Origin of the sequence: Streptosporangium brasiliense (genome assembly GCF_030811595.1) — a bacterium.
GTDB lineage: Bacteria > Actinomycetota > Actinomycetes > Streptosporangiales > Streptosporangiaceae > Streptosporangium > Streptosporangium brasiliense.
This window is the reverse complement of record NZ_JAUSRB010000002.1, coordinates 3,865,547-3,888,735: the sequence shown is the minus strand read 5'-3', so window position 1 is coordinate 3,888,735 and position 23,189 is coordinate 3,865,547. Positions and strand designations below refer to the sequence as shown.

General features: G+C 73.4%; 21 protein-coding genes and 1 pseudogene. 10 read left to right on the top strand and 12 right to left on the bottom strand.

Annotation, left to right across the window (positions count from 1 at the left end; translation table 11 throughout):
• Positions 1-6: 6 nt before the first annotated feature.
• From J2S55_RS26580 to J2S55_RS26555, 6 genes are all read right to left on the bottom strand, one after another.
• Positions 7-1,221, bottom strand: coding sequence for a nicotinate-nucleotide--dimethylbenzimidazole phosphoribosyltransferase (locus tag J2S55_RS26580; RefSeq protein WP_306866201.1), 1,215 nt, complete (start codon positions 1,219-1,221; stop codon positions 7-9).
• Positions 1,222-1,261: 40 nt separating this feature from the next.
• The gene (locus J2S55_RS26575; RefSeq protein WP_306866198.1) at positions 1,262-2,089 is read right to left on the bottom strand and encodes a sirohydrochlorin chelatase; all 828 of its coding nucleotides are present in this window, start codon (positions 2,087-2,089) and stop codon (positions 1,262-1,264) included.
• Between the two features lie 170 nt (positions 2,090-2,259).
• Entirely contained in the window at positions 2,260-2,802 is a 543-nt protein-coding gene (locus J2S55_RS26570) for a GNAT family N-acetyltransferase (protein WP_306866196.1), read from the bottom strand.
• A gap of 203 nt (positions 2,803-3,005) precedes the next feature.
• Positions 3,006-3,812, bottom strand: a complete 807-nt coding sequence (locus J2S55_RS26565; protein ID WP_306866193.1) for a LutC/YkgG family protein — start codon at positions 3,810-3,812, stop codon at positions 3,006-3,008.
• Complete coding sequence (locus tag J2S55_RS26560) at positions 3,809-5,218, bottom strand: lactate utilization protein B (protein WP_306866190.1); 1,410 nt, start codon at positions 5,216-5,218, stop codon at positions 3,809-3,811. The genes J2S55_RS26565 and J2S55_RS26560 overlap by 4 nt, the downstream gene beginning before the upstream one ends.
• Positions 5,215-5,949 (bottom strand): (Fe-S)-binding protein, encoded by a 735-nt coding sequence (locus tag J2S55_RS26555; protein WP_306866189.1) that lies wholly within the window; start codon positions 5,947-5,949, stop codon positions 5,215-5,217. The genes J2S55_RS26560 and J2S55_RS26555 overlap by 4 nt, the downstream gene beginning before the upstream one ends.
• A 69-nt stretch (positions 5,950-6,018) precedes the next feature.
• On the opposite strand from J2S55_RS26555, the gene J2S55_RS26550 reads away from it, so the two are divergent.
• Positions 6,019-6,855: a FadR/GntR family transcriptional regulator gene (locus tag J2S55_RS26550; protein ID WP_306866186.1), complete on the top strand. Its 837-nt coding sequence runs from the start codon at positions 6,019-6,021 to the stop codon at positions 6,853-6,855.
• Between the two features lie 84 nt (positions 6,856-6,939).
• Here the strand turns inward: J2S55_RS26550 and J2S55_RS26545 are convergent.
• A pseudogene (locus J2S55_RS26545) lies at positions 6,940-8,283 on the bottom strand (sulfatase family protein); the annotation flags it as partial.
• Positions 8,284-8,418: 135 nt separating this feature from the next.
• Here J2S55_RS26545 and J2S55_RS26540 point away from each other — a divergent pair.
• Positions 8,419-9,438: an LLM class F420-dependent oxidoreductase gene (locus J2S55_RS26540; protein ID WP_306866183.1), complete on the top strand. Its 1,020-nt coding sequence runs from the start codon at positions 8,419-8,421 to the stop codon at positions 9,436-9,438.
• 5 nt (positions 9,439-9,443) lie between these two features.
• On the opposite strand, the gene J2S55_RS26535 is transcribed toward J2S55_RS26540, so the two are convergent.
• From J2S55_RS26535 to J2S55_RS26525, 3 genes are all read right to left on the bottom strand, one after another.
• On the bottom strand, positions 9,444-10,322 hold the full coding sequence (locus J2S55_RS26535) for an ABC transporter substrate-binding protein (RefSeq protein WP_306866182.1): 879 nt from the start codon (positions 10,320-10,322) through the stop codon (positions 9,444-9,446).
• 261 nt (positions 10,323-10,583) lie between these two features.
• The gene (locus J2S55_RS26530; RefSeq protein ID WP_306866177.1) at positions 10,584-12,539 is read right to left on the bottom strand and encodes an FtsX-like permease family protein; all 1,956 of its coding nucleotides are present in this window, start codon (positions 12,537-12,539) and stop codon (positions 10,584-10,586) included.
• Positions 12,536-13,267: an ABC transporter ATP-binding protein gene (locus tag J2S55_RS26525; protein ID WP_306866174.1), complete on the bottom strand. Its 732-nt coding sequence runs from the start codon at positions 13,265-13,267 to the stop codon at positions 12,536-12,538. The genes J2S55_RS26530 and J2S55_RS26525 overlap by 4 nt, the downstream gene beginning before the upstream one ends.
• A gap of 115 nt (positions 13,268-13,382) precedes the next feature.
• Here J2S55_RS26525 and J2S55_RS26520 point away from each other — a divergent pair, with 115 nt between their 5' ends.
• Both J2S55_RS26520 and J2S55_RS26515 read left to right on the top strand, forming a co-directional pair.
• A complete protein-coding gene (locus J2S55_RS26520) occupies positions 13,383-14,033 on the top strand; it encodes a response regulator (protein ID WP_306866172.1) in 651 nt (216 codons plus the stop codon).
• A gap of 171 nt (positions 14,034-14,204) precedes the next feature.
• Positions 14,205-14,864 carry a DUF4328 domain-containing protein gene (locus tag J2S55_RS26515; protein ID WP_306866169.1) on the top strand — a complete coding sequence of 220 codons (660 nt, stop codon included), beginning with the start codon at positions 14,205-14,207 and terminating at the stop codon, positions 14,862-14,864.
• Between the two features lie 199 nt (positions 14,865-15,063).
• On the opposite strand, the gene J2S55_RS26510 is transcribed toward J2S55_RS26515, so the two are convergent.
• The gene (locus J2S55_RS26510) at positions 15,064-15,330 is read right to left on the bottom strand and encodes a DUF6504 family protein (RefSeq protein WP_306866166.1); all 267 of its coding nucleotides are present in this window, start codon (positions 15,328-15,330) and stop codon (positions 15,064-15,066) included.
• Between the two features lie 72 nt (positions 15,331-15,402).
• Positions 15,403-16,158, bottom strand: a complete 756-nt coding sequence (locus J2S55_RS26505; RefSeq protein ID WP_306866164.1) for a GntR family transcriptional regulator — start codon at positions 16,156-16,158, stop codon at positions 15,403-15,405.
• Positions 16,159-16,509: 351 nt separating this feature from the next.
• Between J2S55_RS26505 and J2S55_RS26500 the strand changes: the two genes are divergently transcribed.
• The 6 genes from J2S55_RS26500 to J2S55_RS26475 are packed head-to-tail and all read left to right on the top strand — an operon-like array spanning position 16,510 to position 23,184.
• A complete protein-coding gene (locus J2S55_RS26500; RefSeq protein ID WP_306866162.1) occupies positions 16,510-17,667 on the top strand; it encodes an ABC transporter substrate-binding protein in 1,158 nt (385 codons plus the stop codon).
• Between the two features lie 3 nt (positions 17,668-17,670).
• Positions 17,671-18,549, top strand: a complete 879-nt coding sequence (locus J2S55_RS26495) for an ABC transporter permease (RefSeq protein ID WP_306866160.1) — start codon at positions 17,671-17,673, stop codon at positions 18,547-18,549.
• Positions 18,537-19,388, top strand: coding sequence for an ABC transporter permease (locus tag J2S55_RS26490; protein WP_306866157.1), 852 nt, complete (start codon positions 18,537-18,539; stop codon positions 19,386-19,388). Before J2S55_RS26495 ends, J2S55_RS26490 begins: the two co-directional genes overlap by 13 nt.
• Positions 19,385-20,467, top strand: a complete 1,083-nt coding sequence (locus J2S55_RS26485; protein WP_306866156.1) for an ABC transporter ATP-binding protein — start codon at positions 19,385-19,387, stop codon at positions 20,465-20,467. The genes J2S55_RS26490 and J2S55_RS26485 overlap by 4 nt, the downstream gene beginning before the upstream one ends.
• A complete protein-coding gene (locus J2S55_RS26480; protein ID WP_306866153.1) occupies positions 20,457-21,329 on the top strand; it encodes an HAD family hydrolase in 873 nt (290 codons plus the stop codon). The genes J2S55_RS26485 and J2S55_RS26480 overlap by 11 nt, the downstream gene beginning before the upstream one ends.
• 19 nt (positions 21,330-21,348) lie before the next feature.
• Complete coding sequence (locus J2S55_RS26475; RefSeq protein ID WP_306866151.1) at positions 21,349-23,184, top strand: serine/threonine-protein kinase; 1,836 nt, start codon at positions 21,349-21,351, stop codon at positions 23,182-23,184.
• Positions 23,185-23,189 lie beyond the last annotated feature (5 nt).

Below are 23,189 nucleotides of genomic sequence, written 5' to 3'. Positions count from 1 at the left end.
CGCAGGTCACGCCTCCTTGTCGGTGACCCCGGCCGAATCGAAGGTCGCCACCTCGTGCATCACCCTGACGGCGGCGCAGACGATGGGGTGGGCGAGCAGGCCGCCGGTGCCCTCCCCGAGCCGGAGTTCCAGCTCGACCAGGGGACGCAGGCCGAGATGAGCGAGCGCGGCGGCGTGGCCGGGTTCGGCCGAACGGTGTCCGGCCACGCAGTGGTCCACCACGGCGGGGGCCAGCGCCGCCGCCGCCAGCGCCGCCGATCCCGCGATGACGCCGTCGAGGATGACCGGCACCCTGAGAGCCGCCCCGCCCAGGATGAACCCGGCGATCGCGGCGTGCTCCAGGCCGCCCACCGCGGCCAGGATCTCCAGCGCCGGCACCGCCCGGCCCTCCGCGGACGCGCCGCCCGGCCCTGTCGACGGGCCCTCCCCGGACACACCGCCCGCTCCTCCCGGAAGGCCCTTCGGAAGGCCCGCCGCGGACACGCCATCCGACCCTCCCGGCAGACCCTCCCCGGACGCGCCGCCCGCTCCTCCCGGCAGGCCGTTCGCCCGCAGGGCCCGCCGGACCACCTCGACCTTGCGGGCCAGGGTCTCGTCGTCGACCCCGGTGCCCCTGCCGGTCACAGCGGCCGCGTCCCGGCCGGTGAACGCGCAGATCAGCGCGGCCGAGGCGGTGGTGTTGGCGATGCCCATGTCCCCGGTGACCAGGCAGCGGGCGCCCTGCTCCACGAGGTCGCGGGCCACCGCGATCCCGGCCTCCAGCGCCGCGACCACCTGCCCGGCGGTCATCGCCGGCCCGAGGGACAGGTCGGCGGTGCCGTAGGCGACCTTGCTGACCGTCAGGCCCGGCGCGGGGGGCAGGTCGGCGGCCACGCCGACGTCCACCACGGTCACCGAGGCGCCGATCTGGGCGGCGAAGGCGTTGGCCACCGCGCCGCCGGCGAGGAAGTTGCCGACCATCTGCACGGTGACCTCCTGCGGCCACGGGGTCACGCCCTGGGCGTGGACGCCGTGGTCGGCCGCGAAGATCGCCAGAGCCGCCGGGACCGGGAGCGGCGGCGGGCTGACGCCGGCGGCCCCCGCCAGCCGTACGGCCACCTCCTCCAGCACGCCCAGGGCGCCCCGGGGCTTGGTCAGGCTGTCCTGGTGGGCCCGGGCCCCGGCGAGAGCCGCCGGGTCGGCGGGCCGGATCGCGGCGACGGTCTGCTCAAGGATGGTCATACCGTCTAGTGTCCCCTGGAAACGGGGCCTCCCGGGAGGGTCACCAGGCGATGCCGCTGAGCGCCTCCTCGTAGCGCTCGATGACCACGTCGGCCAGGCCCTCGCAGTCGCCGATGACGTCGGCGCAGCGGACGTCCAGCTCCGGGTGGCCCGCGGCGTAGGCCATGGCCTGGGCCCAGACGCGATCCAGCACGCCGCCGGCGAACAGCAGGTAGGGCACGACGATCACACGCTTGGCGCCGAGGCGGCGGCAGCGTTCGATGCCGCCCGGGACGCCGGGCGGGGTGAGGGAGACGAAGGCGGTCTCCACCGTCATGTATTCGTGGGCGTGGGTCTCCCAGAACAGGCGGGAGACCCGGTGCACGTCGGCGTTGGAGGCGGGGCTGGTGGAGCCGTCGCCGACCAGGACCACCGCGGTCTCGCCGATCTCGATGCGCTCGGGCTCGTCGTCCAGCGGTCCCGCGGCCGCCGGGACCAGGCGGAGGCTGGCGACCTCGGCCGCGGCGTCGGCCAGGCGCTCGGCGAGCAGTGCCAGGATGCGGGGGTCGGAGCCCAGGGGACGGCCGTAGTCGCAGGTGAGCATGGGGTGCCGCGCGTGCTCGCGGGCCATCGCCGCCGGGATGTCGGCGTCGATCCGGGCGTCTCCGGTGAGGGTCAGCGGCAGCGCCACCATGCGGTGGTGCCCGTGCGCGATCAGCGAGGCGATCGAGTCGCTGAGGCGCGGCCTCGCCTTGGAGACGTATCCGCCGGACACGGCGGCGGCCGTCTGGTCCAGGCGGCAGCGGAGCCGGTGGACGAACCTGCCGAATTCAGCAGATCCGTTGTCGTCGTGTGAGCCCTGCCCGATGAGCAGCAGCGGCGGCTTCATAGAAACGGGACTCCAATGACCTTGACCTGGGAATACGCAACGGCGACTCGCGAGGATATCCGATAACGTCGCGGCATGGACAGGTAACGGATATGTAAAGACGACCGGGACACGGCCGGACGCTCCCCGCCGGCGGCGCCGCGGACGGCACCGGCACGGCGCGCGCCCGATCAGGCCAGGTCGCTTCTGAGCAGGCCGAACACCACGACGTCGTGCGGGCCGTCGTCCTCCATCTCCGCGGCGCGCAATACGCCCTCCCTGACGAACCCGGCCTTCTCCGCGACCCGGAGGGAGGCGGTGTTGTCCAGGTGGGCGCGGAGCTCGATCCGGCGCAGGGCGGTCGTCTCGAACGCCCAGCGGGTCAGGCCGCGCACGGCCTCGGGGGCGTAGCCGCGCCCCCGGTGCAGCGGGTGCACGCCGTAGCCGATCTCGGTGGTCCCGGCGCCCCACAGGGTCTTGAACAGGCTGATCGCGCCGACGATGAGCCCGTCGGCGTCCATCGCCAGGTGCACGCCCTGGCCGGAGCGGCGCAGCTCGTGCACGCCGTGGGCGAGCCACTGGGCGATGCCGGACGGGTGACCGGGCGCGCCCGGCGGCAGGAAGGCGTGACGCGCCCCGATCACGGCGCGGATCCGGCCGGCGTCGGCCGGGGCGAAGGGGCGGAGCGTGAGCCGTCCGGTCCGGACGGACGTGTCGGGTGCTAAGGCGGTCACATGCCCTCCCTGCCACGCGGAGCGGGTGTCCCACGGCCCGTCGCCGGGCACGTATCCCAGCTCACCGCAGCCGGGCGCGCCCGCGCAACCGGGTGCCCGCCCGCCGAGGGAGCCGAGGAGGCCGGGGAACGGGTGAGGGGCCGGTCCGGACGCGGAGGAACGGTGCGGAGGAGCGGAGGAACGGTGCGGAGGAAGGGTGACGGTCAGCGGGCGATCACGACCTCCAGCGTCCGGGGGCCGTGCACGCCCTCGACCCGGTTCAGCTCGATGTCACTGGTCGCGGAGGGACCGCTGATCCAGGTCAGCGGCCGTAACGGGTCGAGCCGGCCGACGGCCTCGGGCACGCCCGCGACGATCTGGTCGGCCCGGACCACGCACAGGTGGTAGTCCGGCACCAGGGTCAGCGCCCGTCGCCCCTGCCCGGGGCCGGCGTCCAGCACGATCGTGCCGGTCTCCGCGATCCCCACCGCGCAGGAGGTGACCACGCCGTCGGCCGCGTCCAGCTCCGCCGCGCTCAGCGCGGGCGCGTCCCGCATGATCGCGGCCGCTCCGGCCCCGGACGTTCCTCGCCCGAGGGGTACGGCTCCCGCCTCGACGGCCGACCGCACGGCCCGCGCCCACTCCTCCGGCAGCCCGTCGGGGACGACCACCCGGCCGGCCGCCCGGCGTCCCAGCGCCGCCGTGATCGCCCCGGCCACCTCGTCCGCGTCCACCACGTGCACGACGGCCCGGTAGTCGGCCACCCGCTCGGCGAACAGCTCCACCGCCCCGGCCTGGTCCGGCGACGTGCGGTAGGCGCGGGTGATCCCGGGCTCCGGCGCCCCGGCCACCGCCGCGCGGATCCGCGACAGGATCAGCTCCCTGCTCCCCGTGCCGGGGCCGCCCGTGGCCGCGCCCGTGCCGGGGCCGCCCGTGGCCGCGCCCGTCCCGGGTCCCGTCCGGCCGCGCGGGTCCGGGCCCGCCGCGTGCGCCCGCGCCGTCGGGTCTGGTCCGGCTGCTCCGCCGCTCATCGGGCGCCTCCGTCGGTACGGTCCCACCAGTCGCGGAACGACTCGGCGGGAATGTCGGGGATGTCACGGGTGTCGGTCCAGCCGGCCAGCGGGCCGGGCAGGCGTCCGGGGACGAACCTGCGCAAGCGTGCGCCGAGCCGCTGGGCGCCGGCCAGCCGTGCCGGGCGGTCGAACACCCATCCGGCCGCGCGCATGCCCAGCCGTTCGGCACGCGGGTGGCGGGCCTTGCCGCGCAGGTGGACCAGGACCTCGGGGATGTCGATCGCCACCGGGCAGGCGTCGAAGCAGGCGCCGCAGAGCGTGGAGGCGTAGGGCAGTGAGGCGTCCAGCGCCGAGCCCATGCCGCGTAGCTGCGGGGTGAGGATCGCGCCGATCGGACCGGGATAGACCGAGCCGTAGGCGTGACCGCCCGCGCGCTCGTAGACCGGGCACACGTTCAGGCACGCCGAGCAGCGGATGCACCGCAGCGCCTGGCGTCCGACCTCGTCGGCGAGGACCCGGGTGCGGCCGTTGTCGAGCAGGACCAAGTGGAACTCCTGCCCCTCGACCGCGCCGGTCCAGGTGGAGGTGTAGGGGTTCATCCGCTCGCCGGTGGAGCTCCTGGGCAGGAGCTGGAGGAAGACCTCCAGGTCCCGCCAGCTCGGCAGGAGCTTCTCGATGCCGACCACGCTGATCAGCGTCTCCGGCAGGGTCAGGCACATCCGGCCGTTGCCCTCGGACTCCAGCACCACCAGCGTGCCGGTCTCGGCGATCATGAAGTTGGCGCCGGAGACGGCGACCTTGGTGGACAGGAAGCGTTCCCGCAGATGGAGCCGGGCGGCCTCGGCGAGGGCGCGGGGCTCGTCGGTCAGCCCCTCGGGGGCCGCGCGGCCGTAGGAGGCCATCTTCTCCTGGAAGATCTCGCGGATCTCCGAGCGGTTGCGGTGGATGGCGGGGACCAGGATGTGCGAGGGCCAGTCGTCCCCGAGCTGCACGATCAGCTCGGCCAGGTCGGTCTCGTAGGCGGTGATGCCCTCCTCCTGGAGGGCCTCGTTGAGGCCGATCTCCTGGGTGGCCATCGACTTGACCTTCACCACGCTGGTCTCGCCGGTCGCCTTGACGAGGTCGGCGACGATCCGGTTGGCCTCCGCGGCGTCGGCCGCCCAGTGGACGTGGCCGCCGGCCGCCGTGACGGCCTCCTCCAACTGGAGCAGATAGCGGTCCAGGTTGCGCAGGGTGTGGTCCTTGATCTCCTTGCCCGCGGCCCGGAGCTCCGCCCAGTCGGGCAGCTCGGCCACCACGGAGGCCCGCTTGCCGCGGATCGTGTGCGTGGCCTTGCGCAGGTTGAACCTGAGCTGCGAGTCCTGTACGGCCGCCGCGGCGTTGCGGGGGAAGGCGGGCATGCCGAGGAAGGTGCCGCCGCTCATCGGGTGGCCTCCGTGGCGGCGAGGATCTCGGCGAGATGCATGATCCGGACGCCGGTGCGCTGGCGCTTGAGCGTGCCGCCGATGTGCATCAGGCAGGAGTTGTCGGCGGCGCAGAGCACCTCGGCGCCGGTGCCCGCGACGTTGCGCACCTTGTCGCCGCACATGGCGGCGGAGACGGCCGGGTTCTTCACCGCGAAGGTGCCGCCGAAGCCGCAGCACTCCTCGGCGCCGGGGAGAGGGACCAGCTCCAGCCCCCTGACCTGCTCCAGCAGGCGGGTGGGACGGTCGCCCAGGCGCAGTCCGCGCAGGGAGTGGCAGGTCGGGTGGTAGGTCACGCGGTGTGGGAAATAGGCGCCGACGTCGGTGACGCCGAGGACGTCGACCAGGAATTCGGACAGGTCGTGGACCTTCGGCACCGTCTCGGCGACCTCACCGGCGAAGGAGGCGTCCCCGGCGCGGGCCAGGCGCGGGTACTGCTCGCGCACCATCGCGGCGCACGACCCCGACGGCGCGACGACCGCGTCGTACTCGGCGAAGACGTCCACGAAGTGCCGTGCCAGCCGTCTCCCCTCCTCGGGGTATCCGGTGTTGACGTGCATCTGACCGCAGCAGGTCTGCGCCTGGGGGAACTCCACGTCACACCCGAGGCGGCGCAGCAGCGTCACGACCGCCCGCCCGGTGCCGGGGAACAGGGTGTCGTTCACGCAGGTGATGAACAGGGCGACACGCACGGCACTCCTTCCGTTCTATGGTCTGACCACAGTATGGTCTGACCATATTCGGTCACAAGAGGAGGTTCCTTGAGCGGATGGCAGCCCGTCCGGCGCACCCGGGCGTTCGAGGATGTGATCGCCCGGATCGAGGAGCGCATCGCCGCCGACGGCCTCACGGTCGGCGACCGCCTGCCGGGCGAGCGCCAGCTCGCCGAGCAGCTCCAGGTCAGCCGGTCGTCGGTGCGCGAGGCGATGCGCGTGCTGGAGACGTTGGGCGTGGTGTCCTCGCAGGTCGGCCGGGGCCCCGACGCGGGGGCCGTGCTCACCTCGCGGCCCGCCGGAGCACTGACCGACCTGCTCCGGCTCCACCTCGGGCTGGCGAGCCTGTCGCTCGAGGAGGTCATCGACGCCCGGTTGATGATCGAGCAGTGGTCGGCCGCGCGCGCCGCCCGGCAGGGGGCCGACCTGTCGGCCCTGAGCGGCGCGCTGGAGCGGATGGAGCGCGCGGCGACGGCCGAGGAGTTCGTCGAGCACGACACCGCCTTCCACGTCGCCATCGCCGAGGCGTCGGGCAACCGCCTGACCGCCGCCATGATGCGCTCCCTGCGTGACTCGGTCCGGCGCTACGCCATCGAGGCGGTCGAGCGCCTCGGTGACACCGGCGGGCTCATGGCCGACCACCGCCTCATCCATCGGGCCATCGCCTCCGGGGATCCCGGGAAGGCGTCGGCCGCCGTCGAGACCCATCTACGGCGCGCCTACCCGGACATCTCACGGGCCCCGGTCATCTCAGGGGCCGGCCCCGAAGACCGGGGTCGGTTCGAGGACCGCCGACGGGCCGAGGAAGGGGGGCGGGTCAAGGACGGAGGGCGGGGCGAGGACCGCGGGCGGTTCGAAGAACGACGAGGGTCCGAAGAACGATGACGGCGCGGTGAACGAGGGCGGCCGGACGGAGTCGGCCGTACGGCAGTTCGCGCCGGAACACGCCGTCAGGGCGTCGAGCTGCCGGTCGAACTGGGTGATCACCGAGGGCGGGACCTTGGCCGCGAGGTTGTGGAGCTGGTAGGGGTCCTTGACCAGGTCGTAGAGCTGGTACTCACCGGTCGAGTAGCGGACGAAGGTGTTGCGCGCGGTCCGCATGCCCTGGTAGGCGGGGACCGGGGTCTGGCGGGCCGACGCCTGGCTGGTCGGGCGGTAGAACTCGAGCAGGACGTTCTGCCGCCACGGCGCGGGCGTCCGGCCCCGCAGGAGCGGGACCATCGACCTGCCCTCGGCGAAGTCCGGCAGCTGGGCGCCGCCGAGCTCGGCGAAGGTGGGGGCGAGGTCCACGTTGGCGCACAGCTCGCCGATCGCCCCGCCGGCCTGGATGCCGGGCCCGCGGGCCACCAGCGGCACCTTGATCGACTCTTCGAACGGGGTCGTCTTGCCGTGGGCGAGCCGGTGCTGGCCCAGGTGGAACCCGTTATCGGAGCCGAAGAATATGTAGGTGTCGTCCAGTTTCCCGGTGGCCCTCAGGGTCCCGATCAGAGCGCCGACCATGTCGTCCACGCCGAGCATGGCCCGCATCCGGCGGCGGTAGCGCTCGTCGATGCCCTCGATCGCCCTGGCGCTGAAGCGCGGGCGCGAGCTGAGCCAGCGGGGCTCGGCGCTCACGTCCGGCTGGTCGAAGGACGGGGGGCGGGGCGCGGTGGCGCCGGCGAAGGCGTCGGCGTGCCGGGGCGCGTAGTTGGCCGGGTTGTGCGGGGCGACCGGGGCGAGATAGAGGAAGAACGGCTCGGTGCCCTGCCGGGAGACGAACGCTCCGGCCTTCTGGCTGAGCACGTCCGTCAGATAGTCCTCCGGCGCGGAGCCGTGCGCCGTCAGCAGGCCGTTCTCGTTGAGGGTGTAGTCGTACTCGTCGTAGAGCCGGGTCACCGGCACGGCCCAATCGTCCCAGCCCGGCGGGACGTAGGTGGGCGCGGCGACGCCGCCGGGATAGTGGTTGAGGTATTTGCCCATCAGCCCGGTGCGGTAGCCGGCCGACTTCATCCAGGTTCCGAGCGTGGAACGTTCCAGATCGGAGTCGTGGAATTTCGTGAAACCACCCTCGGGCGCCGTATTGGTCAGCACGCCGTGGCTGTGAACGTACTGCGAACGGAGAATCGACGAGCGTGAGGGGCAGCACCAGGAGTTCGTGACGAAGAAATTATCGAAACGTGTACCTCCGCGGACAAGATAGTTCCAGATATTAGGAAACTTCTGCAGGTCCACTGTGTCCAGATCATCTGCGAGGATGAAGATGATGTTCGGCCGCCCGGCCGCCTGCGCTCTCACGGGACCGATCCCCGAGGCGCCGACGATGAACAGCAACATCAGACACAGAGCCTTGCGGACAGCACTAAGCACAGGTTCAGGTTTCCCGGAAACGGGAATACTGACACCTCGCTCTCGACCGGCCAATCTAGAACGTGTTCTAATCGCGGTGCGCATATCTGCATGGAGGCCCCGATGAGCACCGATCTGGAACTTGGCCTGAATCTCGGTTACTGGCAGCGGAACGCCGACGACGCCACCGAACTCGTCCAGGCCGCGGAGCGGCTGGGTTACGGGTCCGTCTGGACCGCGGAGGCCTACGGCAGCGACGCCTTCACCCCCCTGGCCTGGTACGGCGCGCGGACGTCCCGCATCAAACTCGGCACCTCCGTGGTGCAGATCTCGGCCAGGACCCCCGCGGCGACCGCGATGACCGCGATGACGCTGGACCACCTGACCGGCGGGCGGCTGCTCCTGGGCCTCGGCGCCTCCGGGCCGCAGGTGGTCGAGGGCTGGTACGGCAGGCCGTTCCCCCGGCCGCTGGCCCGCACCCGCGAGTACGTCGAGATCATGCGCAAGATCTGGCGCCGCGAGGAGCCGGTGACCAGCGACGGCGAGCACTACCCGCTCCCCTACCCGGGCGGGGCGAACCTCGGCAAGCCGCTGAAGCTGATCACCCATCCGCTGCGCGAGGAGATCCCGCTCTACCTGGGCGCCGAGGGCCCCCGGAACGTGGCGCTCGCCGGTGAGATCGCCGACGGCTGGCTGCCGCTGTTCGTGTTCCCGGAGAAGGTCGAGCAGATGTACGGCCCGTCGCTGGCCGGGGCCGGGCCGGACTTCGACATCGCCGCCATGGTCATGACTCTGATCACCGACGACGTCCGCGCGGCGCTGGACGGCGTGAAGATGATGCTGACCCTCTACATCGGCGGCATGGGGGCCAAGAGCCGCAACTTCCACGCCGACATCATCGGCAGGATGGGCTACGCCGAGGCCGCCGAGGAGATCCAGGCGCTCTACCTGGCCGGCCGCAGGCAGGAGGCGTTCAACGCGATCCCGGACGAGCTGGCCGACGGCATCTCCCTGGTGGGTCCGGCGGGCCGGATCCGCGAGCGCCTGGAGGCCTGGCGCAAGAGCCCGGTCACCAGCCTGCTGGTGATGGGCCCCCGCGACGAGACCTCGCTGAGGACGATCCGCGATCTGGTCCTGGGCTGACCCGGTCAGGCCACGACCTCTTCCAGCTCGGCCATCACGATCCGGTTCAGCGACGGCACGACCGCCGCCGCCGGGTCGACCCGGGCCACGAGGAAACCGGCGTCGTACAGCACGTCCGCGGCCGCCCGCTGCTCGGCGACGACCTCGGTGGTGACCGGCTCCAGCGTCCACGGCAGCCGCTTGAGCGCGGTCGTCCAGGAGTCCACGGACCCGCCCACCGCCTCGACCGTCAGCCGGGCGGCCTCGACCGGGTGCTCCCGCGCCCACCGGCCGGTCTCGCGCAGGGCGCGCACGGCCGCGGCGACGGCCTCCGGGTCCGACTCGGCGTAGGAGGCACGGGTGTGGAACACCGAGCGGTCGGCGATGATGCCGGCGGTGCCGCGGAGCCGGGCGAAGTGCCCGGAGCGCTCGGCCTCGACGAGTTCCGCCCCCTCGGCGACCCAGCCGGACACCACGCCGTCGCGCAGCCAGAACCGCGCCTCGGAGGCGGCCGGGCGCGGTTCGATGTCCTGGTAGGAGAGCCCGGCGTCGGCGAGCACCTTGGCCAGGAAGTGGGTCTGCCAGGAGCCCACGCGCAGCGAGACCGGCCGGTCCCGCAGGTCGGCCACGGTCATGACCGGGCCGGTACCGGACACCAGCAGCGCGCCGTAGCCGGGACGCGGGGCCGACACGGCCGCGTAGGCGACCGGCAGGCGCGCCGCCTGGGCGGTCAGCGACGAGGTGGACCCGGCGCCGCCGAAGTCGATCACCCCTGCGGCGAGGAGCTCCCCGGTGCGGGCGGCGTCGGCGTAGCGGTGGACCTCGATGCCGTCGAGCAGGTGGTCGAGGCGGGACAGCAGGTGCAGCCAGGGGTTGTGGGCGTGCACCCCGATGCGGATCGCCATCGAATCGCTCCTAGGTCTTCTTGAGGGCCCCGAAGAGGAGCCGCCGGGCGAGGGGGCCTCCTGCCCGCCGGCTCCGTCCTCGTGAGCGGCACCCGTGACCATGAGGTCCGCCCCCGTTCACGGGAACGCCCGGCCGGGAGGTCTGCGCCCGCCGCGCGGGTCCGGCCCCACGACTCCTCCGCCGGCCGGGGTCCCCGTGCTCCTGACGGTAACGATCCGCCTCCATATTTGCAAGTTTCCCTACTGGTTAAATAGGAATCTCTAGTCCGGGCGAGGCGCGGGGTCGGCGGTCACCGAGCGCAGGAGCGGGGCACTCGCCGCTCCGGCCCCGACCACCCCGGCGAACCCGAGTGCCACGCAGACCAGCAGGGTGACCACACCGGTGACGTTCATCGCCGAGATGGCGAACGGGGCGGCGCAGAACATGCCGACCGCGATGGCGCCGCCTCCCATTACCGCCAGCGGGATGAGCGTCTCCGCGCGGCGGGCCCTGTCGAGCACCTCCAGCGGGGTGCCCGCCAGGCGGAGCAGGGCGTAGGTCTGCCTGCGGTCCAGGATCGAGGAGGCCGCGGTGATCCCGGCGCTGGCGATCGCCACCAGGAACGAGACCGTGAGCACGGTCACCGTGCCGGTGCCGATGTCCTCCAGGACCTGGATGCCGGAGCGGTCGTCGTCGGCGGCCGAGGTGGCCACGTGCCCCGGGACCAGGCCCTCGAGCGCGGTGCGCGCCCGGTCCACCGACGCGGCGTCGCGCTCGCGGAGCGAGGCGGTGAGCAGCCTGCTCCCGCCCTCCCCACCGGCCTTGACGGTGGCCGGGACGCCCGCCGCCGACAGCCGCTCGCGGGCCCCGGCGGTGACCTCGGCCACCTGGGCGGCGGGGACCGACAGCCGCAGCTCGGCGGGGTCGGCGTCGCCGAACAGGCCGCTGCCCGGGCTGAGCAGGCCGATGAACCCCGCCACGAACCCGGTCAGGGCGACGCCGCTCACGGTCCGCCAGGCCGCCTTGGGGTCGTCCACCAGGCGGCGCCCGGCCAGCAGCCGGGCCGGACCGCGGGCCATCCGCGAGACGATCCGGCCCAGCATGCCGACCACCCACGGGCCGGCCAGGTTGATGGCGAGGAAGGCGAGGCCGAGGACCACCGCGACCACCCCGACAGCGGCCCCCAGCCCGAGCGCGGGCACCACCGCGAGGATCGCCAGCAGCGCGACGACCCGGACGAAGCGCATCGCCGGAGGCGTCTCCCGCTTGGCGACGCCGAGCGGGCTGACCACGACCCGGCGCAGGCCGACCACCGCCGACAGGCCCACCAGCAGCGGCACGGCCACCAGCACGCCGAGTACGGCGAGCACGCCGGGCCACAGGTCGGACAGGAACCAGGAGCCGCCCGCGATCTCGATCCCGGTCAGCAGCGGGACGCCCAGGCCGTACAGCGCCATGCCGAGCACCGCGCCGCCGAACGCGGTGATCACCGCCTCCGCGACGGTCATCGCGACCACCTGGCCGGGGGTCGCGCCCACCAGCCGGAGCGCGGCCAGGCGCTGGTCCCGGCGGGCCACGGTGAGCCGGGCCGCCGCGCCGCCGAACACCAGCAGCGGCACGACCATGAGCACGCTCGCGATCAGCCCGAGCGCCATGTACGCCTGCGCGTCACCCGTCGGCTGCCCGGCGAAGCCGGAGATCCTCACCGGTCCGATGCCGGCACGCGGATCGTCCGCCGGCTCGACGGTCATGATCGGGGCGTCCGGGACCTGGCCGCGGACCGCGACGAGCTCGCCGGGGTGGACCAGTGCCTCGTCGCCGACCGTCCCGCCGACCTTCTCGGGGAAGCGGCCGGCGAGCTGGCCCGCCGGGAGCTCCCCGGCGAGCTCGGCCAGCGCCGGGGAGAACCAGACCTCGCCGGGCGCGGGGAAGCGCGCCAGGCCCGGCGGCGGGGCCGCCCCCGGCTCCAGCGCCGCCAGGTCCACGACCGTGATCCGCCGGTCCCGCACGTAGTCGGCGTGCACGGCCTCGACCGCCACGGCCTTCCCGGTGGCCGCGACCGGGTTGCGCCACGCCTCCCGGTCGGCCCGTCCCTGGAAGGCCATGTTGACCGCCACGGCGAACAGCAGCAGCGCGGTGGAGACCGCCACCGCCGCCACGGTCAGCCCCGCGCCCAGCAGGCCGCGGCGGCCGCCGCCGCGCAGCAGCCGCCAGGTCAGGCCCATCAGCCCGCTCATCCGGTCACCCCGGGGAGGACCTGGGTCGACGGCTCCTGACCGGCGGCCGGCTGCGCGCCGTACCGGCCGGGGAGGATCTGGCCGTCGCGGACCTCGACCGTCCGGTCGCACCATCGGGCCACCTGGGGGTCGTGGGTGACGACCACCAGCGAGGCGCCGTTGTGCTTGGTGGCCTCCACCAGCAGGCGCATCGTGTCGTGGCCGGTGCTCTGGTCGAGCGCGCCGGTCGGCTCGTCGGCGAAGATCACCGCCGGCCGGGTGACCAGCGCGCGGGCGATCGCCACCCGCTGCGCCTGGCCGCCGGAGAGCTCGCCGGGGCGGCGGCCCTCCATGCCGCCGAGGCCGAGCGGGCCGAACCATCCGCGGGCCTGCCGTACGGCGTCGGCCCGGGACACGTTGCCGAGCATGAGAGGCAGCGCGACGTTCTCCTCGGCCGGCAGCTCCGGCAGGAGCTGGCCGAACTGGAAGACGAACCCGAACCGGGTACGGCGCAGGGCGCTGCGCTCGCGCTCCCCCAGCCCGTCGATGCGCCGGCCGAGCAGGTGCACCTCGCCCGCGTCCGGCTTCATGATCCCGGCGAGGCAGTGCAGCAGGGTCGACTTGCCCGACCCGCTCGGTCCCATGATCGCCACAGCCTCGCCGGCACCGACGGCCAGCCCGACGCCGCCCAGCGCCACAGTGGGGCCGAACCGCTTGACCAGACCGGCCCCTTCAAGAACAACACTCATGGCGACGACTCTCCCTCGCGGGGGCACCGCGGCGGATCAGCCGACCGTCCGATTAGCGGGCGGGGCCATCGTCCGAAAGTCCGATGCCACATTTCGAGCTGGCAGAATCCATCAGGTGACGATTCGGGTGCTCATCGCTGACGACCAGGAGCTGGTGCGGACCGGCTTCCAGATGATTCTGGACGCCCAGGAGGACATGGAGGTCGTGGCGACCGCCGGCAACGGCGCCGAGGCGGTCGAGCACGCCAGGCGGCTCCGGCCCGACGTGTGCCTGCTCGACATCCGGATGCCCAAGCTGGACGGCCTGGAGGCCACCCGGATCCTGGCCGGCCCCGGCGTCCCCGACCCCATGCGGGTGGTCATCGTCACGACCTTCGACCTGGACGAATACGTCTACGGGGCGCTGCGCGCGGGCGCGACCGGGTTCCTGCTCAAGGACAGCGGGCCGACACTGCTGATCGAGGCGGTCCGGGCCGCGGCGGCCGGGGACGCGCTGGTGTCGCCGTCGGTGACCGTGCGCCTGCTCGAACACCTGGCCCATCCCCGGGCCGGGACCACCCGGCCGCTCAGCGAGCCGCTGACCGAGCGCGAGCTCGACGTCGTCCGCCTGGTGGCCAGGGGACGGACCAACCAGGAGGTCGCGGCGGAGCTGTTCGTCTCGCTGTCCACGGTCAAGACGCACCTGGGGAGCATCCAGGCGAAACTCGGCGCCAGGAACCGGGTGGAGATCGCGGCCTGGGCGTGGGAGTCGGGTGTGGTGAGCTGATCCGCCCGGCGCGGACAGGCAGATCGACGCAGGCGCGGGAGGGAGCAAACAGGCAGATTAGCGCAGGCGCGGGAGGGATAGGAAAGGGGCAGGTCCTTCAGCGCATGGCGGGGGGAGATATACATGCGCTCCGTCCCATCCCTACCTAAAAAGTCTGCTTCAGCCGTATATGTGACCCTCACCGCCCAGGTGGCCGCCACCGCCGCCCTGGTGGTGTTCGAGCAGGCCCGTGGCCGGCGGCTGGCCCGGGAGATCTCGGCACTCGGCGGCGACCCCCATGCCCCCGGCGCGCAGGCCCTCGCCGGCGCGGTCAGCGTCTTCGCCGTCCTCGTCATGCTCGCCGCCGCGACGACCGTCGCGGCCGTCGCCGCCTACCTGACCTGGCTGGTCCAGGCCCGCCAGAGTGCCGTCCCCGGGGCGCCGGCGGGCCGGGTGCTGGCCGCCTGGGCCGTGCCGGCGGTCAACCTGATCGCCCCGCCGGCGCTGGTGCACCGCCTCTGGCGTGACTCCCGGCCGCCGGTCGGCCACCACGGCCGCTGGGCGGCGCTGCTGGCCGCCTGGTGGCTGAGCTGGCTGACCCTGCTCGCCCTGGTGCTGACGCGGCCGCCGCTCGGCACCCCGGGTGACAGCGAGCTGACCGGCCTCGGCCCGGCCGAGCTAGCCACCGTCACGGTCTCGGCCCTGCTGTGCGCGGCGACCGTCCGGCAGATCACCCGGATCCAGACCATGGGCGCCGGCCGGGCCCGCCGGGCCCCGGCGGGCCCGGCCGCGCCGCAGGCCCTCTCACGGCTCCTCACCGAGCAGGGCGCGGCACAGCAGGCCCAGCACTGACAGCCCCTCACCGAGCGGGGCGCCGTACGGCAGACCCAGCACTGACGGCCCCTCACCGAGCGGGGCGCCGTACGGCAGGCCCAGCACTGACCGCGAGGGCGCCCCGGGAGGGCCGCGGCGGGCGGGACCGTCAGTCCCGCGCTCTCAGCGCCGTCAGCCCCACGCTCTCAGCGCTGTCAGTCCCGCACCCTCAGCACCGTCAGTCCCACGCCCTCATCAGCAGCCAGCCCTCACCCGCGGTGTCGAAGCGGAGCTCGTAGGTGCCGATCCTGCTGCCGGGGTCGGCCTCGACCCGCCAGAACCGGCGCTCCCCCGGATCGCTGTCGGAGGTCTTCCACCACTCGCGCGAGACCACCCAGTGGTCCACCACCCGGCGGACGGCGTGCAGCCGGTCACGCCAGACGAACTGGACCGGCCGCCCCTCCCGGGTCCACACCTCGATCGGGTCACCGTAAAGTCTGCTCACGACGCTTCTCCCCCTGCGGATTCCGGATCGGCACCCGGGGGAAGACGGGGCATGTCTATCGAACATACGTTCTCACTGAGCCGGGCGCAAGTCCCCCACCTGCCGCACCAGCGGATTGGCGTCCACCGAGTTACGGATGCTGAAGGTCACGCTGCCCGCGCGGTAGCGGTCGTCGGACAGCTCGACCGGGCGGCCCTCGTGGGTGGTGGTGACCCGCCGCTGGCGCAGCAACGGGCTGCCCCGCCGCACGGCCAGCAGCCGGGAGTCCTCGGCCCCCGCCGCGACCGCGTCGATGAGATGCTCGCCGTAGGCGATGACGAGGCCGACGCCGTCGTAGAGGGCCTGGGTGACCGACTCGCACCCGGGGTCGATCCGCTCGACGGCCGGAGCGATCCATCCGGCGTAGACGGTCCGCTCCAGCAGCACCGGCTCGCCTTCGAGCGAGCGCAGCCGTAGCACCGACAGCACCGGATCGCCCGGCTGGAGCGCGAGCCGGGCCGCCTCGGCGGCGTCCGCGCCCCGGCGCCGCTGCTCCAGCACCCGCCCGCTGACCCGGTGACCCATCGCCCTGGCCCACTGCGCGAAGCTGTTCAGCTCGGCGAAACTCTGGCTGCGCTCGCGGCCGAGCACGATCCGCCTGGCCCCCTGCCGGGAGCCGACCAGCCCCTCGGCGGCGAGCACCGCCACCGCCTGGCGGACCGTGCCCCGGGAGGCGGCGAAACGGGCGGCGAGCTCGGCCTCCGAGGGCAGTTGCGCCCCCACGGCGTACTCGCCGCGCACGATCGCCTCCCTCAGCTCGGCCGCGATCCCCACGTAGCGCGCCGTCATGATCGCCTCCACCCGGACGCCCGGCCGGGCATCCGCCGGCCGCGCGATCTCGCCTCGTCCCTCAAACTCCCGCCCTTCACCCCGGCCGGCCTCCGGCTCCACCCGGTCCGACTCCGGCTCCACCTGGCCGGCCTCCCGGCGGGAGCTCCTTCACTGCGCACACCGGACGGCCGTCCCACCTCCACCCTAAACAAGCCGGAAACCCCTATGAATCCCCAGCTCTCGCATTCCACTGACGTACTCCTGGCGTTCATCGGAAGGAAACCGATTGCCGACCTACTGGGTCTAGCTTGTTTGTACAAGTTCGCTTAATTTCATGGCATATCGCGCGACACCCCCTTGGGAGACAACGTGATCGCATCCCGAATCCGCTCCGCGGGCCTGACCGCACTTCTGCTCGCAGGCGCCACGGCGTGCGGGGCGGCCCCGACCACCGCCACGCCCTCCGGCAGCGGCTCCGCGGCCGGTGTGGACGCCCGGACCGCCGCCTCCGCGGCCGACTTCGGCGGGCTGGACAAGCTCGTCGAGGCCGCCAAGAAGGAGGGCAAGCTCCACGTCATCGCCCTGCCGCCCGACTGGGCCAACTACGGCAAGATCATCGAGGCGTTCACCGCGAAGTACGGCATCGAGATCGAGAGCGAGACCCCCGACGCCTCCAGCGCCGACGAGATCAACGCGGTGAAGACCCGCAAGGGTCAGGACCGCGCCCCCGACGTGCTCGACATCGGCCAGTCCTTCGCCATCAGCGGTGCCGCCGAGGGCCTGTTCGCGCCCTACAAGGTCCAGACGTGGGACAAGATCCCCGGCAACCAGAAGGAGCCGGGCGGCCTGTGGTTCAACGACTACGGCGGCTACGTCTCGATCGGCTGCGACGCCAAGAAGATCGCCAAGTGTCCGGAGACCTTCGCCGACCTGCTCAAACCCGAGTACAAGGGCAAGGTCGCGCTGAACGGCAACCCGACCAAGTCCGGCTCGGCGTTCGCGGGCGTCTACGCGGCGGCCCTGGCCAACGGCGGCTCCTTCGACGACATCCAGCCCGGCCTCGACTTCTTCAAGAAGCTGAAGGAGACCGGCAACTTCAACCCGGTGGAGACCACCCCCGCCACCATCGAGAAGGGCGAGACCCAGATCAGCATCGACTGGGACTACAACAACGCCGCCTACGCCCCCAAGATGGCCGAGAAGGGACTCGACTGGAAGACGGTCATCCCGACCGACGGCAAATACTTCCAGCTCTACGCGCAGGCGATCAACAAGGACGCCCCGCACCCGGCCGCCGCCCGGCTCTGGCAGGAGTTCCTCTACAGCCCCGAGGGCCAGAACCTCTACCTCGGCGGCTTCGCCCGCCCGGTGCTGCTGCCCGCCATGAAGGCCGACGGTTCGGTCGACAAGGCCGCCGAGGCCAACCTGCCCCCGGTCGAGGGCGAGCCCACCTTCCCGACCGAGGCCCAGGTCAACAAGGCCAAGGAAGTCCTGGCCGGCGGCTGGGGCGCCGCCGTCGCCGGCTGACCCGTGACGACGACCGACGCGGGCACGGCCGTACGGGGCGGCGGCCGCGCCCGGACCGGGAGCTGGCCGGCCGCCCTGCCCCTGCTGGCCTTCATGGCACTGGCCTTCGGGATCCCGGCGCTCGCGCTGCTGCTCGGCGCGTTCACCGTCAGGGACCCGCAGACCAGGCTCTCCTCCTTCAGCACGGCCAACGTGGTCGAGAGCCTGCGGGGCGCCTACCTCACCACCCTCCTCAGCAGCGTGCGGCTGTCGGCGCTGGTCGCGGTGGCCGGCGCGGTCCTGGGCACCTTGCTCGCCCAGGCCGTGGTCACCTCCCGCTTCCGGGCGCTGCGCGAGAGCGTGCTGACCGCCTCGGGCGTGCTGGCCAACTTCGGCGGCGTGCCGCTGGCGTTCATCTGGATCGCCACGCTCGGCAACTCCGGTGTGGTCACCACCGCACTGGGGCTGGGCTCGGGAGTGCTGTACAACTTCTGGGGCCTGGCGCTGGTCTACATGTATTTCTCGGTCCCGCTGATGGTCCTGGTCGTGACGCCGGCGCTGGACGGCCTGCGCCCGCAGTGGCGGGAGGCGGCGCACAACAGCGGCGCCACCACCTGGCAGTTCTGGCGGCACGTCGGCGTCCCGGTGCTGACCCCCGCGCTGCTCGGCGGCGTCGTCCTGCTGTTCGGCGGGGCCTTCGCCGCCTACGCCACCGCCGCGGCGATGGTCGGCAGCACGGTCCCGCTGGTCACCCTGCAGATCGCCGACGCGCTCACCGGCGACGTGCTGATCGGCCACGAGAACATCGCGCTCGCCCTCAGCCTCGACATGATCGTCATCGCGGTCCTGGTGATGGCGGTCTACCTGCCCCTGCAGAGGAGGAGCTCCCGATGGCTGCGGTAGCCACCGTGCCGGAGTCCGCCCCCGGCCCCGTCGCCCCGCGCCCCCGGCGGGTGCGGTTCTGGCGGGGGGCCGTGCTGGGCGTCGCCGCGCTCTACTTCCTCGTCCCGATGGCCGTCTCGTTCTGGTTCACCGTCCACACCGAGGGGAAGGGAATCTCCCTCGGCGTCTACGGGCGCATCCTGTCGGCTCCCGGGTTCCTCCCGAGCCTGCTGGTCTCCCTCGGGCTGGCCGCCGCCACGATCGTGACGGTGCTGCTGCTGACGCTCCCGGCGATGCTGGCCGTACGGCTCGGCGCCCCGCGGCTGGGGCCCGTGCTCGAAGTGGTCGCCACGCTGCCGCTGGTCGTGCCGCCGATCACCTACGTGGTCGGCATCGGCACGGCGCTGCGCGGCGGCACCGAGGCGCTGGCCGCCACCCCGTTCTGGGCGACGATGATCGCGATCCAGAGCGAGCGGTTCCCGGTCGTGCTGGTCCTGGCCTACGTGGTGCTGACGCTGCCGTTCGTCTACCGCTCGCTGGACGCCGGGCTCCGCGTGATCGACGTGCGGACCCTGGTGGAGGCCGCGCGCAACCTGGGCGCCTCGTGGCCGCACGTGATGCTGCGGGTGATCGTCCCCAACATCCGCTCCGCCATCGCCGGCGCCTCCTTCCTCACCCTCGCCCTGGTGCTCGGCGAATACACCGTCGCCGCCCTGCTCGGCTACCAGACGTTCCCGGTCTGGATAGTGACCGTCTCCGGCAACGACGGGCAGCTTTCGGTGGCCCTGTCCGTCATCAGCCTGCTGCTCATCTGGCTGCTTCTGCTCACCGTCTCGGGAGCGGGAAGGAAGCGTTCATGACCGTCGAACTCCGGGGGCTGCGCCGCGCGTTCGGCCGCACCGTCGCCCTGGACGGCCTGGACCTCACCGTCGAACAGGGCGAGCTGATGGCCCTGCTCGGCCCGTCGGGCTGCGGCAAGACCACGGCCCTGCGCTGCGTGGCCGGCTTCGAGCACCCCGACGCCGGGGCGGTGCTGGTGGACGGCCGGGACATCACCCGGGTGCCCGCCAACCGCCGGGACGCGGGCATGGTCTTCCAGTCCTACAGCCTCTTCCCCAACCTCAACGCCCGCGACAACGTGGCGTTCGGGCTCCGGGTCCGCAAGGTGCCCGCCGCCCGGCGGCACGCCCGGGCGGCCGAGCTGCTGGAGCTGGTCGGACTCCCCGCGCACGCCGACCGCTACCCGCACCAGCTCTCCGGCGGCCAGCAGCAGCGCGTCGCGCTGGCCAGGGCGCTGGCGCTGGAGCCCCGGGTGCTGCTGCTGGACGAGCCGCTGTCGGCGCTGGACGCCAAGGTCCGCGTCACGCTGCGGGAGGAGATCCGGCGGCTCCAGCTCGACCTCGGCATCACCACCGTCTTCGTGACCCACGACCAGGAGGAGGCGCTGTCGGTCGCCGACCGGGTCGCGGTGCTCCGCGACGGACGGCTGGAGCAGTGCGGGGCCCCGGCCGAGGTCTACGACCGGCCCGCCACGCCGTTCGTGGCCGAGTTCGTCGGCACGATGAACCACATCCCCGGCCGCGTGTCCGGCGGCGAGGTCGCGGTCCTGGGCCGGTCGCTCCCGGTGGACGGCCCGTCGCCCGCCTCCCCCGACGTGGACGTGCTGGTCCGCCCGGAGGCGGTGCTCGTCACGCCGGACCCGGAGGGCGGGGCGCTGGTCGTGGCGTCGTCCTTCCGCGGCTCCTCCGCGCGGCTGCGGGTGCGGCTGGGCGAGCTGGAGGTCCTCAGCGACGTGCCCGGCCACGACGCGGTACGGCTGGCCCCCGGCACGCGGGTGGCCCTCGGCCTCGTGCAACGGCCCGTCCTGGTCGCCGAGCGGGCCGCGGCCGCCACCGAGCACGCCCCCGCCGGGACGGAGGCTCCCGCCGGTGCCGGCTGAGCTGCGGGCCGTCCTGTTCGACATGGACGGCACGCTCGTGGACACCGAGGGGCTGTGGTGGCAGGCGTGCGCGGCGGTGGCGGCCGAGCTCGGCCTGGAGCTGGCCGGGGCCGACACCGACCACGTGCTCGGCCGGCCCGTCGAGCACACCGCCGCCCATCTCCTACGGCGCGTCCGCGCCGGGCAGGCCCCCACGCGGCAGGACCACAGGCGGCGGGGCGGCACGCGGCAGGGACGACCCTGCCCCGACGGGGTGCCCGCGCGCCCCGGCCCGCCCCTCCTCGGCCCGTCCGTCCCCGGCCCGCCCGTCCCCGGCCCGGCTCCCTCCGGAACCGCCGATCTCCCCGGAACCACCGGTCTCCCTGAAGCGGCCGGCGCGCGGGCCGCCGGGACATCCGCCGAGACCGTGGGCGCGCGGCTCACCGGGGCCTTCGCCGAGCGGATCGCCGGCGGGGTGACACCGCTGCCCGGCGCGATCCGGCTGCTGGACGAGCTGCGGGCGGCGGGCGTGCCGACGGCGCTCGTCACCGCCTCCCCCCGGCGGATCGTGGACATGGTGCTCCGCACGGTCGGGGCGGAGCGCTTCCGCCTGGTCGTGGCCGCCGAGGACACCGCGCGCGGCAAGCCGTCGCCGGATCCCTACCTGAAGGCGGCCGCGGCGCTGGGGGCCGACCCCGCCGAGTGCGTGGCGGTGGAGGACAGCCCCGCCGGACTGGCCGCCGCCCGCGCCGCGGGATGCCGGGTGGTGGCGGTGCCCGGCGACGGGGCGGTGCCGTACGGCGTGCTGGCCGTCGGCAGCCTGGAGAAAGTCGACCTGTCACTGTTGCGGCGGCTGGCCGCCGGGAAGATCTCGGTAAGCTGAGCCACTTCATTGACGGTAAATGCGGTTAGGTATGACGGTGAACAACCTCACTCCGGGCGATCCCCTACAGATCGGTCGATACCGCGTGCTCAGCCGGCTCGGCCGAGGCGGTATGGGCACGGTCTACCTCGGTGAGTCCCCCGAGGGGCAGCAGGTCGCCATCAAGGTGATCAACTCGGAGTACAGCCAGCACGAGCAGTTCAGGATGCGGTTCCGCCGTGAGGCCGACGCGGCCCAGCGGGTCCGCCGCTTCTGCACCGCCGCGGTGATCGAGGCCGCGCTCGACGGCGACCAGCTCTACGTCGTCACCGAATACGTGGCCGGCCCGAACCTGGAGGACGCCGTGCAGTCGGGGGGGCCGCTCCGCGGCTCCAGCCTCGACGCGCTCGCGGTCGGCGTGGCGACCGCCCTCACCGCCATCCACGGTGCCGGGGTCGTGCACCGCGACCTCAAGCCGTCCAACGTCCTGCTCTCCCCGGTCGGTCCCCGGGTGATCGACTTCGGCATCGCCCGCGCCCTGGACACCCTCAGCGGCATCACCGGCACCGGCGAGATCGTCGGCACGCCCCGCTACATGGCGCCCGAGGTGCTGCGCGGCGAACCGGTCTCCCCCGCGTGCGACGTGTTCTCCTGGGGCTGCCTGATGGCCTTCGCCGCCAGCGGCCAGGCGCCGTTCGGCGGGGAGGCGGTGGCCGCGGTGGTCTATCAGGTGCTCAACACCGAGCCCTCCCTGGAGGGCATGGACCCCGCGCTGCGCGAGCTGGTGACCTACGCGATCGCCAAGGACCCCCGTAACCGGCCCACCTCCCAGCAGGTCCTCGACCACCTCGTCGGCCGCTCGGCCGCGCCCGAGCAGACCGTCCGATCGGTCCAGACCGTCTGGCAGCAGAGCCCGCCCGCGGTCCACCAGATCCAGCCGACCTGGCAGCAGAACCCGCCCACCCTCCACCAGAGCCAGCCCACGCTCCAGGGGACCGCCCAGTGGCCGGGAGCCGTGCCGCCGGGGCAGCACACCGGCCCCGGCGGCGCCGGCCCTGGCCACACCGGCCCCGGCCACACCGTCACGGCCGTGCCCGCCGGGCGCTCCACCGGGCGGAAGAAGCTGATCGTCGGGGCGGCGGTGGCGGCCCTGGTCGCGGTGGGCGGCGGCTCCGCCCTCTATCTCTCGCTCGCCGCCGGCGGGCCGCCCGCCAACCTCGACCTGCTCTACCAGAACGACTTCACCCAGACCGGGAGCGGCTGGAGCGGCGGCACCTACGACGGCAGCGACAACAGCGGCTACGCCCCCGAGGGCTACTACGCCATCGACGTGGACGGCGACGACTCCGTGCTGCGGGAGAAGGCGCCGGTGCCCTTCGCGACCGCGCCCCCGGCCACCCCCGACCCCTCGGCCAGCCCCACACCGCTGCTCCCCGCCCGCCTGCTGCTCGGCGTCGACGTCGGGATCCGCGACGGCAGCACCGGCCTGGGCGAGTACGGCCTGTTCTGCCGGGGCGAGGACACCTACGAGGCGACCCGCTACGAGTTCCTGCTCGACACCGCGGGCAACGCCCGCATCCGCAAGAGCGTCAAGAGCGCCGGAGGGGAGCTCACCAAGCCCGTCCAGGTCACGCTGCCCAAGGACGGGCCCGTCCATCTCCAGGCCGAGTGCTCGGACACCCCGGACGGCGTGCAGTTGGCCATGTGGGTCGACGGCGACCGGGTCCAGTCGTTCGTGGACTCCAACCCGCTGCCCTCCGGCGAGGTCGGCTTCATCGCCCGGGTCGGCGAGGACGGCAAGGCCAAGCTCCTGACCTCCTTCGACAACTTCACCATGCACGGCGCCAAGGACGAGGCGGCCGCCGGCAAGCCCTGACCGGG

What these genes read in the sequence shown, in the direction of transcription:
- J2S55_RS26580 (WP_306866201.1), bottom strand. Translation starts at nt 1,221, where the DNA reads ATGACCATCCTTGAGCAGACCGTCGCCGCGATCCGGCCCGCCGACCCG.
- J2S55_RS26575 (WP_306866198.1), bottom strand. Translation starts at nt 2,089, where the DNA reads ATGAAGCCGCCGCTGCTGCTCATCGGGCAGGGCTCACACGACGACAAC.
- J2S55_RS26565 (WP_306866193.1), bottom strand. Translation starts at nt 3,812, where the DNA reads ATGAGCGGCGGAGCAGCCGGACCAGACCCGACGGCGCGGGCGCACGCG.
- J2S55_RS26560 (WP_306866190.1), bottom strand. Translation starts at nt 5,218, where the DNA reads ATGAGCGGCGGCACCTTCCTCGGCATGCCCGCCTTCCCCCGCAACGCC.
- J2S55_RS26540 (WP_306866183.1), top strand. Translation starts at nt 8,419, where the DNA reads ATGAGCACCGATCTGGAACTTGGCCTGAATCTCGGTTACTGGCAGCGG.
- J2S55_RS26535 (WP_306866182.1), bottom strand. Translation starts at nt 10,322, where the DNA reads ATGGCGATCCGCATCGGGGTGCACGCCCACAACCCCTGGCTGCACCTG.
- J2S55_RS26530 (WP_306866177.1), bottom strand. Translation starts at nt 12,539, where the DNA reads ATGAGCGGGCTGATGGGCCTGACCTGGCGGCTGCTGCGCGGCGGCGGC.
- J2S55_RS26525 (WP_306866174.1), bottom strand. Translation starts at nt 13,267, where the DNA reads ATGAGTGTTGTTCTTGAAGGGGCCGGTCTGGTCAAGCGGTTCGGCCCC.
- J2S55_RS26505 (WP_306866164.1), bottom strand. Translation starts at nt 16,158, where the DNA reads ATGACGGCGCGCTACGTGGGGATCGCGGCCGAGCTGAGGGAGGCGATC.
- J2S55_RS26490 (WP_306866157.1), top strand. Translation starts at nt 18,537, where the DNA reads ATGGCTGCGGTAGCCACCGTGCCGGAGTCCGCCCCCGGCCCCGTCGCC.
- J2S55_RS26485 (WP_306866156.1), top strand. Translation starts at nt 19,385, where the DNA reads ATGACCGTCGAACTCCGGGGGCTGCGCCGCGCGTTCGGCCGCACCGTC.
- J2S55_RS26475 (WP_306866151.1), top strand. Translation starts at nt 21,349, where the DNA reads ATGCGGTTAGGTATGACGGTGAACAACCTCACTCCGGGCGATCCCCTA.